This window comes from Sphingomonas sp. jy18 (assembly GCF_056931895.1).
In genome coordinates, this window is record NZ_JBXPBT010000001.1 from 868,067 (window position 1) to 884,381 (window position 16,315).

The window sequence follows — 16,315 nt, forward strand, 5'->3', positions numbered from 1 at the left end:
TGAGGGGAGCCCAGCATTGACCATGCAACCGCCGCAGTCCGGGTTTGCCCCGGCCGGTCCCGACATCGAGCTCAGGCTCAACCCCGACCTCGACATCGCGGCGCTGGCCCGCGCCTATCGCGAGCAGGGCCATGTCCGGGTCGAACGCATCCTCGCCTCCGGCGCGCGCGAAATGTTCCTGTGGTTCCAGCAATGCTCCGACTGGATCCAGCTGATCAGCAGCGAAGGCGGGGCGATCGAGATCGATTATGCCGACTGGGTGTCGATGCCGGCCGGCAAGCGACGGCCGATCGAGCGCACCATGCACGAACGCGCCACCGACGGCTTCCAGTACAGCTATGCCGCCATGCGTGTTCCCGATCAGGACGAGCGCAATCCGCTGCGCGACCCGATGACCATCTTTGCCGAATTCATGGAATCAGCAGAGACGCAGGCGCTGCTCGAAGCCATCACCGGCACCCGCTCGCCGGCGTTCAACGATGGCCAGGCCACCGCTTACGGCACCGGCGATTTCCTGACCGGCCATGACGACGATGTCGCCGGACGCCGCCGCACCACCGCCTGCGTGTTCGGGCTGACGCCGCAGTGGCGTCTGGAGTGGGGCGGCTTGCTGCTGTTTCACGATCTGGGCAGCCGCGACGTCCATGGCATGGTGCCGCAATTCAACACGCTCGATCTGTTCGCGGTGCCGCGTTACCACAGCGTGTCGCTGGTCAGCCCGGCAGCACCGCGCCGCCGCTATGCGATCACCGGCTGGCTGTCGCCCGCCTGAGCGGAGCTCAATAGAGCGTCGCCGTCGACGAGCGTACCTTGATCTCGACTTCGACCTGCGTTTCCATTTCCCGCACATGCAGCGTCTTGGCGAGGCGCGGATCGAAGAAGTCGCGCAGGATCGGCGGGCGCTTGGCGGCGAAGTAGAATTCGGGGTCTTCGGCCACCTCGTCGCTGGCCGTCAGCTTCAGCTCGTCCTTGCGCGTCACCGTTTCGACAACGCACCAGCCATGGGTGAAGCCCGCACGGCGCAGGGCGTAGGCGCGGTGATAGCCGTTCTGCAGCAAGATCCGGCTGCCGCTGCGCACCCCGCTCATGAAATTGGAGCCGAATCCGATCATCACCCCGAGCATCGCTTCAACGGGACCGCTCGACGTCAGATGGGCAAGCTCGGCACCGCGCAGCAGGCGCGGCTCATGGGTGCGGAAATCGGTGGAGGGGGAGGCGAACAGATAGCGGCTGCTGCCGAGGCGCTGGATGCGAACCGGCGGTGCCTGGCGCGAGACGGGAAGGCAGAAATCGAACAGTGCCTTGTCGCCTCCCTTGTCGCCCAACCGCTCGCGGACATCGCCCGAATAGCTGGCCTCGACATGCAGTTGCGAAACGACCAGCTTGTCGAGTTCGACCTTTTCGATGCTGTAGGGGAGATTGTCGAAGGATTCGCGGAACCAGGGATTGGCCTCGAGCGCGGCGACCTGCGCGGCACGTTTGGCGCCGGCCGGGCGACAGCCGATCGAATCCGCAATCCCCGCCTCGCTGCCTTCCAGACCGGCATAGACATCGTTGGCGGCGCGCCATTCGTCGGCAAGCTGGCGCTTGTCGATTGCACCGCCGCCGACCACCCGGGTTTCGACAAAGGACAGATAGTCGCCGAGGTGCGGCTGGCCGAGCAGCCAGATCAGCGGATGGCCGATGTGCGACGACCGGCCTGTCTTGCCCTGTTTTCCTGCCACCCTGCCCTTACCCTTTCGAAGCCCCGCACACAGGCAAGGCTGGCCATCGGCGGACAATGGCAGATGCGGGTTAGGATAAGGTTTCCTGCACCTTATCCATGCAAAACGGGCGGCAAGCCGATAGCTTGCCGCCCGTTTTCAAATCCGTTCAGCCCCCTTGGGAGCCGCCGGACTTAGCCGCAATAGCCGCGCGAACCGCGCTTGTTGCTCTTCTTGCCCTTGGACTTGCTGCCCTTGCCCTTGGTACCCTTGGACTTGCTGCCCTTGCCGCGGGTGCCGCACGACGACGGCGGGGTCGGCGAGTCGCCGCAGCCGCTACGGCCACGCCCGCCAGCGCCATAAACCATGTCGAGTTCGTCAAGATTGAGATCGCGCATCAACTGTCTCCCCTTCGCCCAAGGACAATTCCTGCTGGCGGGATGAGCGTTTGATGCACTTGACGACCGCCGCGCGCTACAAGACGGCTGGCCGCTATGTGCCAGAATGATAATTTCGAATAACCAATTGAATTTACGGATTACGGTAACGCTTGCCGCCGGCAGCGCTGTACAGGGCGGTCGCAGGTCGGCTGCTGTAAGGGAACCGGCTGGGACCAGGCGGCCCGCCCATATGCCACGGCAGGGTGTGCCCGTGGCGGCGGGATGGTCTTGCCCGTTCCGGTTACCGGCCCTGGAACACCGCGGCGCGGCGCTGCATGAACGACATGATGCCCTCTGCCGCGTCGGCGCTGCCCATGACGCGGTCGCGCACGGTGGCGACGGCCGCGATCGCCGCCTGTTCGCCGGCTTCGATATATTTGCGTCCCGCCTCCTTGGTGACCTGGATGCCGAGCGGCGCGTTGGTGGCGATGGTCTGCGCCAATGTCATCGCCCGATCGACCTGGGTTCCGGCCGGGACCACTTCCTGCACCAGCCCGATGCGATAGGCCTCTGCGGCACCGAACTCGTCGCACAGGAACAGATGGTACATGGCGTTGCCCCAGCCGGCGCGGGTGATGTAGCGGAAATGCGCCCCGCCCAGCGGGGCGATGCCGCGCTTCGATTCCATCTGGCAGAAACGGCTGTCATCGGCAGCGACGACGATGTCACCGGCCAGCGCCAGTTCGATGCCGATGGTGAAGCAGATGCCCTGCACCGCGGTGACGATCGGCTTGCGGCACTGGTTCTTGAGCCCGAACGGATCGATCTGGCCGTCGGCCAGCGGCTTGGCGGTGGCGCCGGGGCCGAAGAATTTGGGCATGTCCAGCCCGGCGGTGAAATGGTCGCCCTCCGCGCACAGGACCCCCACCCACAGCGAATCGTCCTGGTCCAGCAGCGTCAGCGCGGCGGCGAGCTGTTCCATCATCTCGGGGATGAAGGCGTTCTTCTTCGCGGGATTGTCGATGACGATCTTCAGGATATGGTCGTGGCGCTCGTGGCGGACCTGCGCTTCGCTCTGTTCACTCATGGCTGTCTTGTCTCCTTGTCCACGGCCGTCCGACGGCCCCGTCGCTGCTGCCGGCCGGCATCAGGCGAAATATGAAATGCCGATCCATTCGGCGACCAGCGCCGGCTTGGGCGATCCTTCGATCTCCACCGTCGCCTCGCTCTTGGTCATGATCTCCTTCGGCCCCCGGTCGATGATCTCGCGCAGCACGAAGCGGCCGCGCACGCGCGCGCCCGATCGCACCGGGGTCAGCATCCGCACCCGGTCGAAGCCGTAATTCACCGCCATCGCCCGCCCGGCAATGCTCGGCTGGGCATCGAACGCCATCGCCGCCAGCATCGACAGGCTGAGGAAACCGTGCGCCACCGTGCCGCCGAACGGCGTCGCCGCGGCCCTGGCGGGATCGACATGGATGAACTGATGGTCTTCGGTGACGTCGGCAAAGGCGTCGATCCGGGCCTGGTCGATGGCGAACCAGCGCGACACCCCCAGTTCCTGCCCCAGCAAGGCGCGATACGCGTCGAGACTGATTTCACGGCTCATCTGCTTTCCTTTCGTTCCGATCGCTGCGGATGCCGCGTCACACCGAGGTGACGCCGCCATCGACCGCCAGGGTCTGCCCGGTGATGTGCTTGCCCGCGTCGCTGGCGAACAGCAGCACCGTGCCCTTCAGATCCTGATCGTCGCCGATGCGCCCCAGCGGCGCGGCATTGGCGAAGCGTTCGACGCCGAACTTCTCGAAAGTGCCCTTGGTCATCTTCGATGGGAACATGCCCGGCGCGATGGCATTGGCGGTGATGCCATATTTGCCCCACGACGCCGCCAGCGCGCGGGTGAAGTTGATTACCGCGCCCTTGCTGGTGTTGTAGGCGACCAGCCCGTCTGCGCCGCGCAGCCCGGCCATCGACGACATGTTGATGATGCGGCCATAGCGGTTGGGGATCATCGACTGCTTGGCAATGCGCTGCGACAGCACGAACAGTGCGCGGATGTTGAGGTTCATGATCTTGTCGAACGCATCGATCGGATGGTCCTCGGTCGGCGCGCCCCAGCTGGCGCCGGCGTTGTTGACCAATATGTCGATCTTGCCGAGCCGGTCGATCGCCGCGTCCGCCAGCGCGAAAATCTGCTCGTCCTCAGCATTGTCGGCGACGACATAGCTGACGTCGATGCCGCGCCCGGCGAGATGCGCCTCTGCCTCGACCAGATCGGCTTCCTTGCGCGACGAAATGACCAGCCGCGCGCCGAAATCGCCAAGCGCCTCGGCAATCTGGATGCCCAGCCCGCGGGAACCGCCGGTCACCAGCGCGGTCTTGCCGGTGAGGTCGAAAAGCTTGGTCGGATCGGTCATGATGTCACTCGCTGCTGCATGAGGGAAATTCAGAAATCGGCGGTGGCCAGCGCCATCAGCGGTGCCGGGCCGGACCGGGCCGCGGCGAGCAGGCTGTCGATCTGCGGGATTTCGCGCAGCGCCCAGTAGTTGCCGACGGCGATCTTGCGCCGGGCGAAGGCCGGATCCCCCACATTGGTGTCGAGCCGCTCCAGCGCGGCAAGCGACATGCGGCCCCACATCAGGCCGACCGCAACGATGCCGAAGATCGCGAGGCTGTCGCTGGCCATCGCGGCGACCGCGTTGCGATCCGCAGCGGACTCGCGCAGCAGCGCCAGCGTCTGGCGCAAGCCGGCCAAGCCGGCGGCCAGCGCGTCGGCCTGCACTCTTAGCGCCGCCTGGCCCTGCATCCGGGCCAGCACCGCCTCGCTTTCCTCCATCAGGGCGGCAACGCCGAGCCCGCCCTGCGCGGGCAGCTTGCGTGTGACCAGATCGAGCGCCTGGATGCCGTTGGCGCCTTCGTAGAGCTGGAAGATGCGCCCGTCGCGGACATGCTGTTCCACGCCATTGTCGCGGATGTAGCCATGGCCGCCATAGACCTGCACCGCCAGATTGGAGGCTTCGAACGCCTTGTCGCTGCAATAGGCCTTGACCACCGGCGTCAGCAGCGACGCCAGTGCCCCTGCCCTGGCGCGCTGCGCCGCATCGGTGGCGTGCGCCTGTTCGTCGAGCAGCAGCGAAACCCACAGCGCCAGCGCGCGCGCGCCTTCGAGGAAGGCGGCCTGCTTCAGCAGCATGCGCCGCACATCGGGGTGGACGATGATCGGATCGGCGCGCCCGGCGGTGCGGTCGGCAGGCTCGGCGGCGCGACCCGACAGCCGCTCCTTGGCGTAGGCTGCGCTTTTGGCATAGGCCGCGGCAGCCGTCGCCACCGCCTGCACGCCGGTGCCGAGCCGGGCACCGTTCATCATGTCGAACATCGCGCTCATGCCGCTCGATTTCGACGCTTCGGTCGCATCGGCCTTGGTGCTGCCCAGCTTCCAGCCGACGGCGCCGTCGAAGTTGAGCACCGTGGTCGCGCTGCCTTTCAGCCCCATCTTGGCTTCGAGGCCGCCGACCGAGACGCCATTGCCACGCCCGGTCAGCCGGCCTTCCTCGTCGAGGTCCATCTTGGAGACCATGAACAGCGCGACGGTGGCGAGATCGTCGACATAGCGCCCGTCGGCATCGGGCAGCTTGGCCAGCACCAGATGGATGACATTGTCGGTCAGGTCATGGTCGCCGCCGGAGATGAAGATCTTGGTGCCATCGATGCGATAGCCGCCCGACGGCAGCGGTGTCGCGCGGGTCGACATCAGCTTGAGGTCGGTGCCGCAGGCGGGCTCGGTCAGGCACATGGTGCCGGTCCATTCGCCGCTGACCATCCGCGGCACGACATGCGCGCGCATCCAGTCCGAACCGGCGCGGGCAATGCTGTGCATAGCGCCGCGGGTCAGGCCGGGATAAAGCATCAGGGCCGCGTTGGCCGATGCGCACAGCTCGTTGGCCGCCGTGCCGATCACGCCTGGCAAACCCGCACCGCCCAGCGCCTCGCCGACCGTCAGCCGGTTCCACCCGGCCTCGCAATAGGCGCGATAGGCGTCGCCGAACCCGGGCGGTGTGCGCACCACGCCATTTTCGAGGGTGCAGCCATGCGCATCACCCACCGCGTTCAGCGGCTCGAGCACGCCGCTGGCGAATTCGGCGATGCCTTCGAGGATCGGGCCGGTGAGATCGGGAGTGAGCTCGGCAAATCCGGCCAGGTCGTGGCGCTGGTCTATGCGCAGCACGTCATGCAGCAGGAACAGAAAGTCTTCCACCGCGATGCTATTGGCTGCCGACACCGCCTATCCTCCCGATCCGGACCACCGATACACCTGTCTGCGTGACATGCATCACGCTGACAGGCCCGATATTTCTCGCTTTTTCAGAGGATAACTGCTACCATCCTCTGCATTGCTCTTTCAAACAGCATGATGCTTATCATGCAGAGAGTCAAGCCAGCATGGAAGGCGACAGATCATGGGGCATTCGAGAGCCGAAAAGGCGCAGAGCCGCGAGCGGATCCTCAGCCTGGCGGGGCAGACCATCCGCGCGCGCGGCATCGATGCGATCAGTATCGGCGCGCTGATGAAGGAAGCGGGGCTGACCCACGGGGCATTTTACGTGCACTTCGAATCGCGCGACGCACTGATCGCCGCCGCGCTCGAGCGGGCGCTGCTGGACGGTGAGGCATCCGCCGCCGCCGGCAATCGCAGCGGCGGCAAACGTACCGTCAAATCGGTCGTCAACGGCTACCTCAGCCGCACCCACCGCGACGATCCCGCCGCGGGATGCGCGGTATCGGCCCTGTCCGGCGACGTCGCGCGCGGCGGCAAGCTGACCCGCGCGATCATGATGGGCAAGCTCGAACGCTATTTCGAAGCGATGGCGGAGGCCGCGTCGGCCGACGACCCGGAGCGCGCCGAGGAATTCGCGATGGCGGCCTGGTCCACCATGATCGGGGCGATCACCCTGTCCCGCGTATTTGCCGGAGACGAGCGGGCCGACCGGATCCTGCTCGCCGCGCGCAAGGCGATCATGGCGCTGGACGGTGCCCCGGCGCTGCCGGACGCCGCCGACAGCGTCAGAAATCGACCCCCAGGCTGAACTGCACCACGCGCCGGTCGATGAAGCCATAGACCCCGCTGCCATACACTTCCCACCCGAAATCATTGGCCAGATTGGTGGCACTGACCCTGGCCTGGGCGGGCAGATCGCCGATGCGGAAGCCATAGCGCACCCCGGCATCGAACAGGGCGCGGGCCGGGACCCGGACGCTGTTGCTGCTGGTCGCCACAACCGAAGACATCGCCCGTACACCGGCCGACAGCGTGAGGCCATCGACCCACGGCGGGCGCCAGTCGACGGCAAGGTTGAATCGCCGGTCGGGCCGTCCGACCGCTTCGGCCCCTACCAGCCCCGCCGCGACCGCCGGGCCGCGCACGGTGGAATCGCCGATGATCGCCCCGCCGACCACGTCGAGACGCGGGGTGATTGCGCCCGACAGGCTGATTTCCACACCGCGATTGGAGGTGCTGCCCAACTGGCTGAACGCCCCTTGCGGATCGAACTGGAAATAGGGGCGGCTGAGATCGTAGGCGCCCACCACCAGATTGAGGTCGGGCGTCACCTTCCAGCGCAGGCCTATGTCATATTGGCGGGTGCGACTGGCTGGCAGCGGTGCATTGCGATTGGTGGCGCTGCCCGGCGCCGAACCGCTGTCCTCCAGCCCTTCGGCATAGCTTGCATAGACCGACAGGCTGTCGCTGAGGCGCGCCGATCCGGTTGCGGTCAGCAGCACCGGGCTGGCCCGCCCGACCAGCGGCGCGCCATTGCCCGGGGTCGCCCGCTGGCGATAGTCGGTCTTCTGGATGCCGAGGCTGAGCTCGCCACGATTGCGCCAGCTGAAGGTATAGCCGGCCGCGATCGTGCCCTGGCGAATTTCGTTGAGGTCCTGTTCGGTGAACGCACGATCGGGGCGCGGAGCGCGTTGCGGGGTACCGATCCGGATCCGCCCCAGATCGATGAACTGGCTGCCGCCGAACAGGCGCTCGCGCAGCCGCCCACGCAGCGACAGCGTGAACAGATGGCGCAGATCGCCGCTGCCGAGCGCGCGGTCGAGCCGCAGCTCGCCGCTGGTCGAGCCATTGCGCGCAGGCGGATCGGCAACGATCAGCTGGTCGGCGGTGGCATCCGCCGTGATGTCGAGATAGAGGTTGGCGAAACTCGCCGGCGCATTCGAAACCGAGCGGAACAGCCCGGCGCGCAGCCGCCAGCCGCCGTCCTGCCAGCGGACGATGGTGCCGAAATTATAGCGGTTGCGCGCATTCTCCGCCCAGAGCGGCCCCGCGAACACCCGCCGTGGCAAGCGAGGCGGTAGAAAGTCGCCGGCGGTGATGTAATCGGGCGGGGTCTGCGCCTCGCGCATCGCCAGATAGGAGAAGAAGGGCACCACCTCCAGCTGCTCGGTCGGCCGCCATTCGACGGTGGCGCTGCCCGAGGCGATCCAGTCGGTGGTGCCATTGACATAGCTTTCGCGATAGGCGCCCGCGCCCAGCGCCACCCCCAGGCGGGGCGACAGCCGCACGTCCGCAGTCGCTTCCGACACCAGAAAGCCATAGGTATCGACCGAGGCGAACAGGCTGTGCGCAGGGCGCTCCGCCGGTCGGCGCAGCCGGATGTCGACGACGCCCGACGGGGCAGGAAAGGCGAAGCCCTGCGCCGCGATGCCGACACGGATGGTGGTGGTCGATCGCAGCAGCGAGGAGGGCAGCGTCACCGGATCGAAATAGAGATCCTCGAGCCGGGCATTGCCGGCATCCACCGCCGAAAAGCCGCGCACATCGTCCGAACCGTAGAGCCCGATCGTTTCGCGCCCGATGCTGGTGCCGAACGCATCCTCAGCGGCCTGCAATGCATTTTCGGCCGAGCGCTGCGCGTGCAGCGGCGTCGCCATCCCACTCGCCAGCAGCATTGCAACGGCCTTGGCGATAGTTGATCTTTTCATCGGTTGAACAGACTGCCCAGTTGTAAGAGCCGGCGATTTCTCTCTAAAATCGGTTGCTGACTATCGAATTGACCGGACCATTATATGAAGAAATATAAACAATGACCCGTCGCGCCTCGCTCAACGTCTCGCTCAACGCGCTGCGGGTGTATGAGGCGGTGGTGCGGCTCGGCGGGGTGCATCCGGCGGCGGCAGAGCTGGGGCTGACCGCGTCGGCGATCAGCCACCAGCTCAAGGCGCTCGACGCCGCCATGCCACTGCCGCTGCTGCGCAAGGAGGGGCGGCGCGCGCTGCCGACCGCGCACGGCGCCAAGCTCGCCGCGCAACTGGGCGGCGCCTTTGCCGCCATCGACGATGCCATCGACGAACTGCGCAGCGCCCGGCAGGTGATGACGATCAGCGCCTATGACAGTTTTGCGGTCAACTGGCTGCTGCCACGCCTAGCCCGTTTCACCGAAGCCCATCCCGACATCGACGTCCGGCTGGCGACCTCGTCACGCCTGCTCGATCTCGATCGCGAGCGTATCGATTGCGCTATCCGCCTCGGCCCGGGCGGCTGGCCTGGGGTGGAGGCAGAGGTGCTGGTGCCGCAATATTTCGGCCCGCTGGTGCGCAGCGACCGCAGCGGCAGCGGCTCCATCCCCCGCATCATCTGGGTCGGCTGCGAGGACGATTGGGACCCGTGGCCCGAATGGCAGCAAGGCGGACAAGAAATCCGTGTGATGTCCCGCGAGATGGTGATCGGAGCAGTGACGGCGGGCACGGGCGCGGGCGTGCTCGATCTGATCCTGCTGTCCGACCGCATCGCCAATCGCGAGCTGATCGTGGCCGGCCCACGCCATGCCTCGCCGTGGAGCTATCATCTGGTGCTGCCGGCGGGACGGCAAGCCCCGCCCCATGTCCGTGCCTTTGCCGACTGGGTACGCGCAGAGATGGGCCGGACCGACCGCTATCTGCGCACGCACGTCGCCTGACGGAGGCCACAGCGACGCGCCACCCGATCAGCCCGAGCGGGCAGCAAGGATAGTGCGATTGCGCTTGTCGAGCGTGAGGAACGCCTTGAGCGGCTTTGCCGCCTCGTTTGTGCGGCCGTCATGGCCCAGCGACCAGAGCTGCTCATAGAACCAGGCCATGCCGGCAAAGCCGTTGACCGCCTTCATCACCTGCAGGCGCTTGAGGAAGCCCAGCCAGCCGGGGATGAATTCCAGCCCGTCCTCATAGCGCGGCAGTTGCTCCAGCCCTTCGATCAGGCGGCGTGGCGCATCGGTCATCACGCACATCGGGCGACCGATGCCGATGACGTCGGCGGCGCCGATCTCGAGCGCCTGCACCATCGCTGCGCGGCTGCGAAAGCCGCCGGTGACCATCAGCGGGATGCCGACTTCCGCCTGCATCGCCTGCGCAAAATCGACGAAATAGGCCTCCCGCGCCGCGGTCGAGGGGGCGATGTCCTGCTTTTCCTCGGCCTCCATGCCGGCAATGCCGAGCAATTTGGGCTGCTCATAGGTGCCGCCGGAAATCTCGATCAGGTCGACCGACGCGGCCTCCAGCCATTTGACCACCGCCAGGCTGTCGGCAAAGTCGAAGCCGCCCTTCTGGAAATCGGCGCTGTTGAGCTTGACCGCGATGGGAAAGGCGCTGCCCACGGCAGCGCGCACCGCAGCCACGATTTCGAGCAGGAAGCGCGCGCGATTGTCGAGGCTGCCGCCATAGCGATCGGTCCTGCGGTTGGAGCGCGGGCTGAGAAATTGCGAGACGAGATAGCCGTGCGCGGCGTGGATCTGCACCCCGGTAAAGCCTGTGTCCTGGCAGGCCTTGGCGGCGGTCGCCCAACGCTGGACGAGATCGGCGATCTCACCCTCGGTCAAAGGAACGGGCTTGGCGAACTGCCCGCCGGGCAGCGCCAACTGCACGTCGGAGGCGGATTTGGGTGCCGGATTGACGCTTTTCTGCACCTGCCGCCCGCCATGGCTGATCTGCGCCCACAGATGATTGCCGCCGCGCGTGCCGGCCTTCGCCCAGCCGGCGAGCGCAGCGGCCATCGCCGCATCGGGCGCACGGTCGATCACGACATTGCCGGGCCGTTCGAGATGGTCGGCATCGACGATGACATTGCCGGTGATCAGCAATCCCGCCCCGCCATCCGACCACAGGCCATACAGCCGCTCGAGCTCGGCCGTCGGCACACCGTCGGGCGTCGCCAGCCCCTCGGTCATCGCCGCCTTGGCGAGGCGATTGGGCAGGGTGGCACCGCAGGGGAGGGTCAAAGGCGTATCGAGCATGCGCGGCCTTTCAGGCAGGGTGGAACAACAGGGGTGTGACGCACGGTCTCGCGCGCTGCAAGCGCCGGCTGGACATCCCCCGCGCCAGGTGCGGCGCGCGCCGCTTTGCTGCCGCACAAGCGCGGCTTGACCCTTATGTAGCAGTTGCTTCATTTCGGCAAGCGAGCAGCGACCAGCGAATAACTGAACGAGACTGCGCCAGTTCAAAGCTTGCAGTGAAGTCCGTTCGGCGCAAAACGTTGCAGCATGCCGAGCGAGAAGCCCGTGAGTGCGCGCCGCCGAATCTGCCTGACCGGTGCCACCGGAACGATCGGCCGGGCGACGCTGGCCGCGCTGAAGCGCGGGGGCTGGGATGTGGTTTGCCTGGCGCGGCGAAGCGCTGTCGGCGGGCGGGATTCGCATGCCGTGCCGGGCGGGCCCTCCGTTGGCAGCGTCGAGGTGCGCATCGTCGATTTTGCCGATCCAGCATCGGTTGCGCGCGACGGTTTTGCCGGGGAACGGTTCGACGCGGTGATATCCTGCATGGCATCGCGCACCGGGACAGCGCGCGATGCCTGGGCGATCGACCATCGAGCGCAGTCGCACCTGCTGGCCGCATCGCGCGACGCCGGTGTCGCCCATTTCATCCTGCTGTCGGCCATCTGCGTCCAGAAGCCGCTGCTCGCCTTCCAGCAGGCCAAGCTGGCGTTCGAGCGCGAACTGGTGGCGTCTGGGCTGCGCTATTCCATCGTCCGGCCGACCGCCTTCTTCAAATCGCTGTCGGGCCAGATCGAACGGGTGCGCCAGGGCAGGCCGTTCCTGCTGTTCGGCGACGGGGCGCTGACTGCGTGCAAGCCGATCAGCGACGAGGACCTTGCCGACAATATCGTCGGCTGCCTCGACGATGGGCAGCGCTGGGACCGCATCCTGCCGATCGGCGGGCCCGGCCCCGCGATCACGCCGCGCCAGCAGGGCGAGGCGCTGTTCGCCTTGCTGGGGCGCCCGCCGCGCTTCCGGTCGGTGCCGGTGCGCCTGCTCGACGCGATTGTCGCGATTTTGGCATTGCTCGGCCGCGTTGCCCCAAGGCTGGCCGACAAGGCCGATCTTGCACGCATCGGGCGCTATTATGCGACCGAGTCGATGCTGGCGATCGACCCGGCCACGGGCCGGTATGACGCCGCCGCCACCCCGTCGACCGGCGCCACGACGCTGGTCGATTTCTACCGGTCCGTGCTGATCGACGGCGCCGCCTTGCCCGACCGGGGCGAGCACAGCGTCTTTTGATGCCGGCATCGCAGCACGGTGCCTGATTGACGGCCTGTCTGCGCGGCATATAGCGGACCGATGGACGGGGGTGCGCAGCGCTGGCAATTCTGGGTCGACCGCGGCGGCACCTTCACCGACGTCATCGCCCGCGATCCTGCCGGGCATATCCGCGTCGCCAAGCTGCTGTCGGAAAATCCCGGCCACTATGCCGATGCGGCGGTGGCGGCGATGCGGCAGCTGACCGGGGTGGCGGACGGGCCGCTGCCACCCGTCGACCTCAGGATCGGCACAACCGTCGCCACCAACGCCCTGCTCGAACGGCGGGGCGAGCCGACGCTGCTGGTGATCACCCGCGGCTTTGCCGACGCCCTGCTGATCGGCCACCAGGAGCGGCCGCAACTGTTCGTCCGTCGGATCGATCGCCCGTCGCCACTATATGCCGCGGTGATCGAGATCGACGAGCGGCTGACCGCGAGCGGCACGGTGCTCCGCCCGCTCGACACGGCCGCCGCCACCGCGCAACTGGCCGAAGCCTATGGGCAGGGCCTGCGCTCGGTCGCCATCGTGCTAATGCACGGCTATCGCTACCCGGCACACGAACAGGCGCTGGCCGAGATCGCCCGCGGCATCGGCTTCACCCAGATATCGGTGAGCCACGAGGTAGCACCGCTGATCAAGCTGATCGGCCGCGGCGATACCACGGTCGCCGATGCCTATTTGTCCCCGGTGCTCGGCCGCTATGTCGATGGCCTGCGCACCGCGGCAGGGCCGCAGGTCGATATGCTGTTCATGCAGTCGAGCGGGGGGCTGACCAGCGCCGACAGCTTCTGCGGCAAGGATGCGGTGCTGTCCGGACCGGCCGGTGGTATCGTCGGCATGGCGCGGACAGCGGCGCAGGCAGGGCAGAGCCATGTCATCGGATTCGACATGGGCGGCACGTCGACCGACGTGTCCCATTATGCCGGCCAGTTCGAGCGCGACAGCGACACGATGATCGGCGGCGTGCGGCTGCGCGCGCCGATGATGCGCATCCACACCGTCGCGGCCGGCGGCGGCTCTGTCTGCCGGTTCGATGGCAGCCGGCTGACGGTCGGGCCGCACTCTGCCGGCGCGGTGCCCGGCCCCGCCGCCTATCGCCGTGGCGGGCCGCTGACAGTGACCGACTGCAATGTTTTGCTGGGCAAGATCCAGCCCGACCATTTCCCGCACCTGTTCGGCCCGGGCGGCGACCAGCCGCTCGATGTCGACCGGGTGCGCAGCCTGTTCGATGCCCTGGTCGCGGAAATCGCCCGGAGCAGCGGCCGGACGATGACGCCCGAGCAAGCCGCGGAGGGGCTGATCGCCATCGCCGTCGCCAACATGGCCAACGCCATCAAGAAGATTTCGGTGGAGCGCGGGCACGACATCGCGCGCTACACGCTGGCCTGCTTCGGCGGGGCCGGTGGCCAGCATGCCTGCCTGGTCGCCGATGCGCTAGGCATGCAGCGGGTGATGATCCATCCGCTCGCCGGGGTGCTGTCCGCCTATGGCATGGGCCTGGCGGACCGCCGGGCGGTGCGCGAACGCACGCTGGGCCTGCCGCTGGGCGACGCCGGCATGCCCGCCATCGGCCGGGCAGCCGCCGAGCTGGCCGACGAGGCCGAGGCCGAACTGCGCCGCCAAGGCGTGACGGGCGTCGTACGCCGTGACGTCACGCTGCACTTGCGCCCGGCGGCTGCCGAATCGCTGATCGAGCTGCCGATGGCGCCTCTGGCCGAACTGCAGGCCGCCTTCGCCACGCGGCATCGGGCGCTGTTCGGCTTCGAAGCGTCGGGCGACATCATCGTCGACATGATCCGCTGCGAGGCGGTGCAGCCGGGCAGCGAACAGGGCATTGCCGCGCCGCAACCCGCGCTGTCCACCACGCCGCTGGCCGAGGTACGCTGCCATATGGCCGGCGCGATGCATCAGGCGCCCCTGTACGATCGCGCGACGCTGGCCGAGGGATGCCGCATCGCCGGCCCGGCGATCATCGTCGATGCGGTTTCGACGACCGTCGTCGAGCCGGGCTGGAGCCTTTGCGTCGATACGATCGGCAATCTGCTGCTGACCCGCGACGCCCCGGCGGCGGCTGAAGCGATGCGCGATCTTTCCTGCGATCCGGTCCGGCTCGAGATCATGGGCGGGCTGTTCATGGCCATCGCCGAAGAGATGGGCGCCGCGCTCCAGCAAAGCGCGACATCGGTCAACATCCGCGAGCGGCTCGACTTTTCCTGCGCACTGTTCGACGCGACAGGTTCGCTGGTCGCCAATGCCCCGCATATGCCGGTGCATCTGGGATCGATGGGGGAAAGCGTGCGCACCATCGTGGCGCGGCGCGGCAATGGCAGCGACGGGCGGCCGCGGGACGGGCGCGGCATGCGCCGTTGCGATGTCTATGCGCTGAATGCCCCCTATGACGGCGGCACCCACCTGCCCGATATCACCGTGATCATGCCGGTGTTCGTAGACGATGGCCCCGCGCCCGCCTTCTTCGTGGCGGCGCGCGGCCACCACGCCGACATCGGCGGCATCTCCCCCGGCTCGATGCCGCCCGACAGCCGCTCGCTCGACGAGGAAGGCGTGCTGATCGACAATGTGCTGCTGGTCGAGGATGGACGGTTTCTGGACGCCGCGACGCGCGCCATGCTGTCGGCAGGGCGATGGCCGTCACGCAATGTCGACCAGAATATCGCCGACCTCAAGGCGCAGGTCGCGGCCTGCGCAAAAGGCGCAGAGGAGCTCATCCGCATCAGCGCCACGATGGGCGCGGACTATGTGCAGGCCTATATGCGCCATGTCCAGGACTACAGCGAAACCGCAGTCAGACGGCTGATCGACCAGCTCGACGACGGCAGCTTCCGCTATGCGATGGATGACGGTCACAGCGTCAGCGTGGCGGTGCGGGTCGACCGGGCGGCGCGGGCGGTGACCTTCGATTTCGCCGGATCGAGCGCGCAGCATCCGGGCAATTTCAATGCGCCTCTGCCGGTGGTGCGCGCCGCCGTCCTTTATGTCGTGCGCACGCTGATCGACGAGGCCGTGCCGATGAACGAAGGCTGCCTGCGGCCGGTGACCATCGTTGTGCCGGAAGGCTGCCTGCTATCGCCGCGCTATCCCGCAGCGGTGGTCGCCGGCAATGTCGAAACCAGCCAGGTGGTGACCGACGCGCTGTTCGGCGCCTTGGGCGTGATGGCGGCGGCGCAGGGCACCATGAACAATCTGACCTTCGGCAACGACCGCTACCAATATTATGAGACCATCGCCGGCGGATCCGGCGCCGGGCCCGATTTCGACGGAACGGCGGTGGTGCAGACGCACATGACCAACAGCCGCCTGACCGACCCGGAGATATTGGAGACGCGCTTTCCGGTGCTGGTCGACGAGTTCGCGGTGCGCCGCGGCACCGGCGGCGGCGGCCGGCACAGGGGCGGGGATGGCGCACGACGGCAGATCCGCTTTCTCGAGCCGATGAGCGCGGGTATCCTCTCCAACCGGCGGGTGGTGCCCCCGTTCGGACTGGCCGGCGGCGGCAGCGGAGCGCCAGGGCGCAACAGGGTGCTGCGCGCCGATGGCACGTCGCAAGAGCTGGCGTCGACAGCGACCGCGCATCTGGCCGCAGGCGACGCCATCATCATCGAAACACCGGGTGGCGGCGGGTTCGGCAGCCCGGATTGACCGGCCGCAGCGGCGCGTGAGGGGG

13 protein-coding genes are annotated in these 16,315 nt (G+C 67.4%); 5 read left to right on the forward strand and 8 right to left on the reverse strand.

Features of this window, described 5'->3' with window-relative positions:
• Positions 1-22 precede the first annotated feature (22 nt).
• Positions 23-772, forward strand: a complete 750-nt coding sequence (locus tag AC0QC4_RS04275; protein ID WP_483658648.1) for a 2OG-Fe(II) oxygenase — start codon at positions 23-25, stop codon at positions 770-772.
• Positions 773-779: 7 nt separating this feature from the next.
• Here AC0QC4_RS04275 and AC0QC4_RS04280 read toward each other — a convergent pair whose 3' ends face one another.
• The 6 genes from AC0QC4_RS04280 to AC0QC4_RS04305 form a co-directional block, all read right to left on the reverse strand.
• Positions 780-1,724: a hypothetical protein gene (locus AC0QC4_RS04280; RefSeq protein WP_483658470.1), complete on the reverse strand. Its 945-nt coding sequence runs from the start codon at positions 1,722-1,724 to the stop codon at positions 780-782.
• A 173-nt stretch (positions 1,725-1,897) separates the two neighbouring features.
• Positions 1,898-2,101, reverse strand: coding sequence for a hypothetical protein (locus AC0QC4_RS04285; RefSeq protein ID WP_483658471.1), 204 nt, complete (start codon positions 2,099-2,101; stop codon positions 1,898-1,900).
• Between the two features lie 283 nt (positions 2,102-2,384).
• On the reverse strand, positions 2,385-3,170 hold the full coding sequence (locus AC0QC4_RS04290) for a crotonase/enoyl-CoA hydratase family protein (protein WP_483658472.1): 786 nt from the start codon (positions 3,168-3,170) through the stop codon (positions 2,385-2,387).
• Between the two features lie 60 nt (positions 3,171-3,230).
• Positions 3,231-3,692 (reverse strand): MaoC family dehydratase, encoded by a 462-nt coding sequence (locus AC0QC4_RS04295; protein ID WP_483658473.1) that lies wholly within the window; start codon positions 3,690-3,692, stop codon positions 3,231-3,233.
• A 37-nt stretch (positions 3,693-3,729) separates the two neighbouring features.
• Positions 3,730-4,500: an SDR family oxidoreductase gene (locus AC0QC4_RS04300; RefSeq protein WP_483658474.1), complete on the reverse strand. Its 771-nt coding sequence runs from the start codon at positions 4,498-4,500 to the stop codon at positions 3,730-3,732.
• Between the two features lie 29 nt (positions 4,501-4,529).
• Positions 4,530-6,362, reverse strand: coding sequence for an acyl-CoA dehydrogenase C-terminal domain-containing protein (locus AC0QC4_RS04305; RefSeq protein ID WP_483658475.1), 1,833 nt, complete (start codon positions 6,360-6,362; stop codon positions 4,530-4,532).
• Between the two features lie 178 nt (positions 6,363-6,540).
• Between AC0QC4_RS04305 and AC0QC4_RS04310 the strand changes: the two genes are divergently transcribed.
• Positions 6,541-7,167: a TetR/AcrR family transcriptional regulator gene (locus tag AC0QC4_RS04310; protein ID WP_483658476.1), complete on the forward strand. Its 627-nt coding sequence runs from the start codon at positions 6,541-6,543 to the stop codon at positions 7,165-7,167.
• On the opposite strand, the gene AC0QC4_RS04315 is transcribed toward AC0QC4_RS04310, so the two are convergent.
• The gene (locus tag AC0QC4_RS04315; protein ID WP_483658477.1) at positions 7,145-9,067 is read right to left on the reverse strand and encodes a TonB-dependent receptor domain-containing protein; all 1,923 of its coding nucleotides are present in this window, start codon (positions 9,065-9,067) and stop codon (positions 7,145-7,147) included. The genes AC0QC4_RS04310 and AC0QC4_RS04315 overlap by 23 nt on opposite strands.
• Before the next feature lie 101 nt (positions 9,068-9,168).
• On the opposite strand from AC0QC4_RS04315, the gene AC0QC4_RS04320 reads away from it, so the two are divergent.
• Positions 9,169-10,041 (forward strand): LysR substrate-binding domain-containing protein, encoded by an 873-nt coding sequence (locus tag AC0QC4_RS04320; RefSeq protein ID WP_483658478.1) that lies wholly within the window; start codon positions 9,169-9,171, stop codon positions 10,039-10,041.
• Between the two features lie 27 nt (positions 10,042-10,068).
• On the opposite strand, the gene AC0QC4_RS04325 is transcribed toward AC0QC4_RS04320, so the two are convergent.
• Positions 10,069-11,349, reverse strand: coding sequence for an NADH:flavin oxidoreductase/NADH oxidase family protein (locus AC0QC4_RS04325; protein WP_483658479.1), 1,281 nt, complete (start codon positions 11,347-11,349; stop codon positions 10,069-10,071).
• A 246-nt stretch (positions 11,350-11,595) separates the two neighbouring features.
• On the opposite strand from AC0QC4_RS04325, the gene AC0QC4_RS04330 reads away from it, so the two are divergent.
• Complete coding sequence (locus tag AC0QC4_RS04330; protein ID WP_483658480.1) at positions 11,596-12,612, forward strand: NAD(P)H-binding protein; 1,017 nt, start codon at positions 11,596-11,598, stop codon at positions 12,610-12,612.
• A gap of 60 nt (positions 12,613-12,672) precedes the next feature.
• Positions 12,673-16,290 carry a hydantoinase B/oxoprolinase family protein gene (locus AC0QC4_RS04335; protein ID WP_483658481.1) on the forward strand — a complete coding sequence of 1,206 codons (3,618 nt, stop codon included), beginning with the start codon at positions 12,673-12,675 and terminating at the stop codon, positions 16,288-16,290.
• The last annotated feature ends 25 nt before the right edge of the window (positions 16,291-16,315 follow it).

What these genes read in the sequence shown, in the direction of transcription:
- AC0QC4_RS04275 (WP_483658648.1), top strand. Translation starts at nt 23, where the DNA reads ATGCAACCGCCGCAGTCCGGGTTTGCCCCGGCCGGTCCCGACATCGAG.
- AC0QC4_RS04330 (WP_483658480.1), top strand. Translation starts at nt 11,596, where the DNA reads ATGCCGAGCGAGAAGCCCGTGAGTGCGCGCCGCCGAATCTGCCTGACC.
- AC0QC4_RS04300 (WP_483658474.1), bottom strand. Translation starts at nt 4,500, where the DNA reads ATGACCGATCCGACCAAGCTTTTCGACCTCACCGGCAAGACCGCGCTG.
- AC0QC4_RS04310 (WP_483658476.1), top strand. Translation starts at nt 6,541, where the DNA reads ATGGGGCATTCGAGAGCCGAAAAGGCGCAGAGCCGCGAGCGGATCCTC.
- AC0QC4_RS04285 (WP_483658471.1), bottom strand. Translation starts at nt 2,101, where the DNA reads ATGCGCGATCTCAATCTTGACGAACTCGACATGGTTTATGGCGCTGGC.
- AC0QC4_RS04335 (WP_483658481.1), top strand. Translation starts at nt 12,673, where the DNA reads ATGGACGGGGGTGCGCAGCGCTGGCAATTCTGGGTCGACCGCGGCGGC.
- AC0QC4_RS04290 (WP_483658472.1), bottom strand. Translation starts at nt 3,170, where the DNA reads ATGAGTGAACAGAGCGAAGCGCAGGTCCGCCACGAGCGCCACGACCAT.
- AC0QC4_RS04320 (WP_483658478.1), top strand. Translation starts at nt 9,169, where the DNA reads ATGACCCGTCGCGCCTCGCTCAACGTCTCGCTCAACGCGCTGCGGGTG.
- AC0QC4_RS04295 (WP_483658473.1), bottom strand. Translation starts at nt 3,692, where the DNA reads ATGAGCCGTGAAATCAGTCTCGACGCGTATCGCGCCTTGCTGGGGCAG.
- AC0QC4_RS04315 (WP_483658477.1), bottom strand. Translation starts at nt 9,067, where the DNA reads ATGAAAAGATCAACTATCGCCAAGGCCGTTGCAATGCTGCTGGCGAGT.
- AC0QC4_RS04325 (WP_483658479.1), bottom strand. Translation starts at nt 11,349, where the DNA reads ATGCTCGATACGCCTTTGACCCTCCCCTGCGGTGCCACCCTGCCCAAT.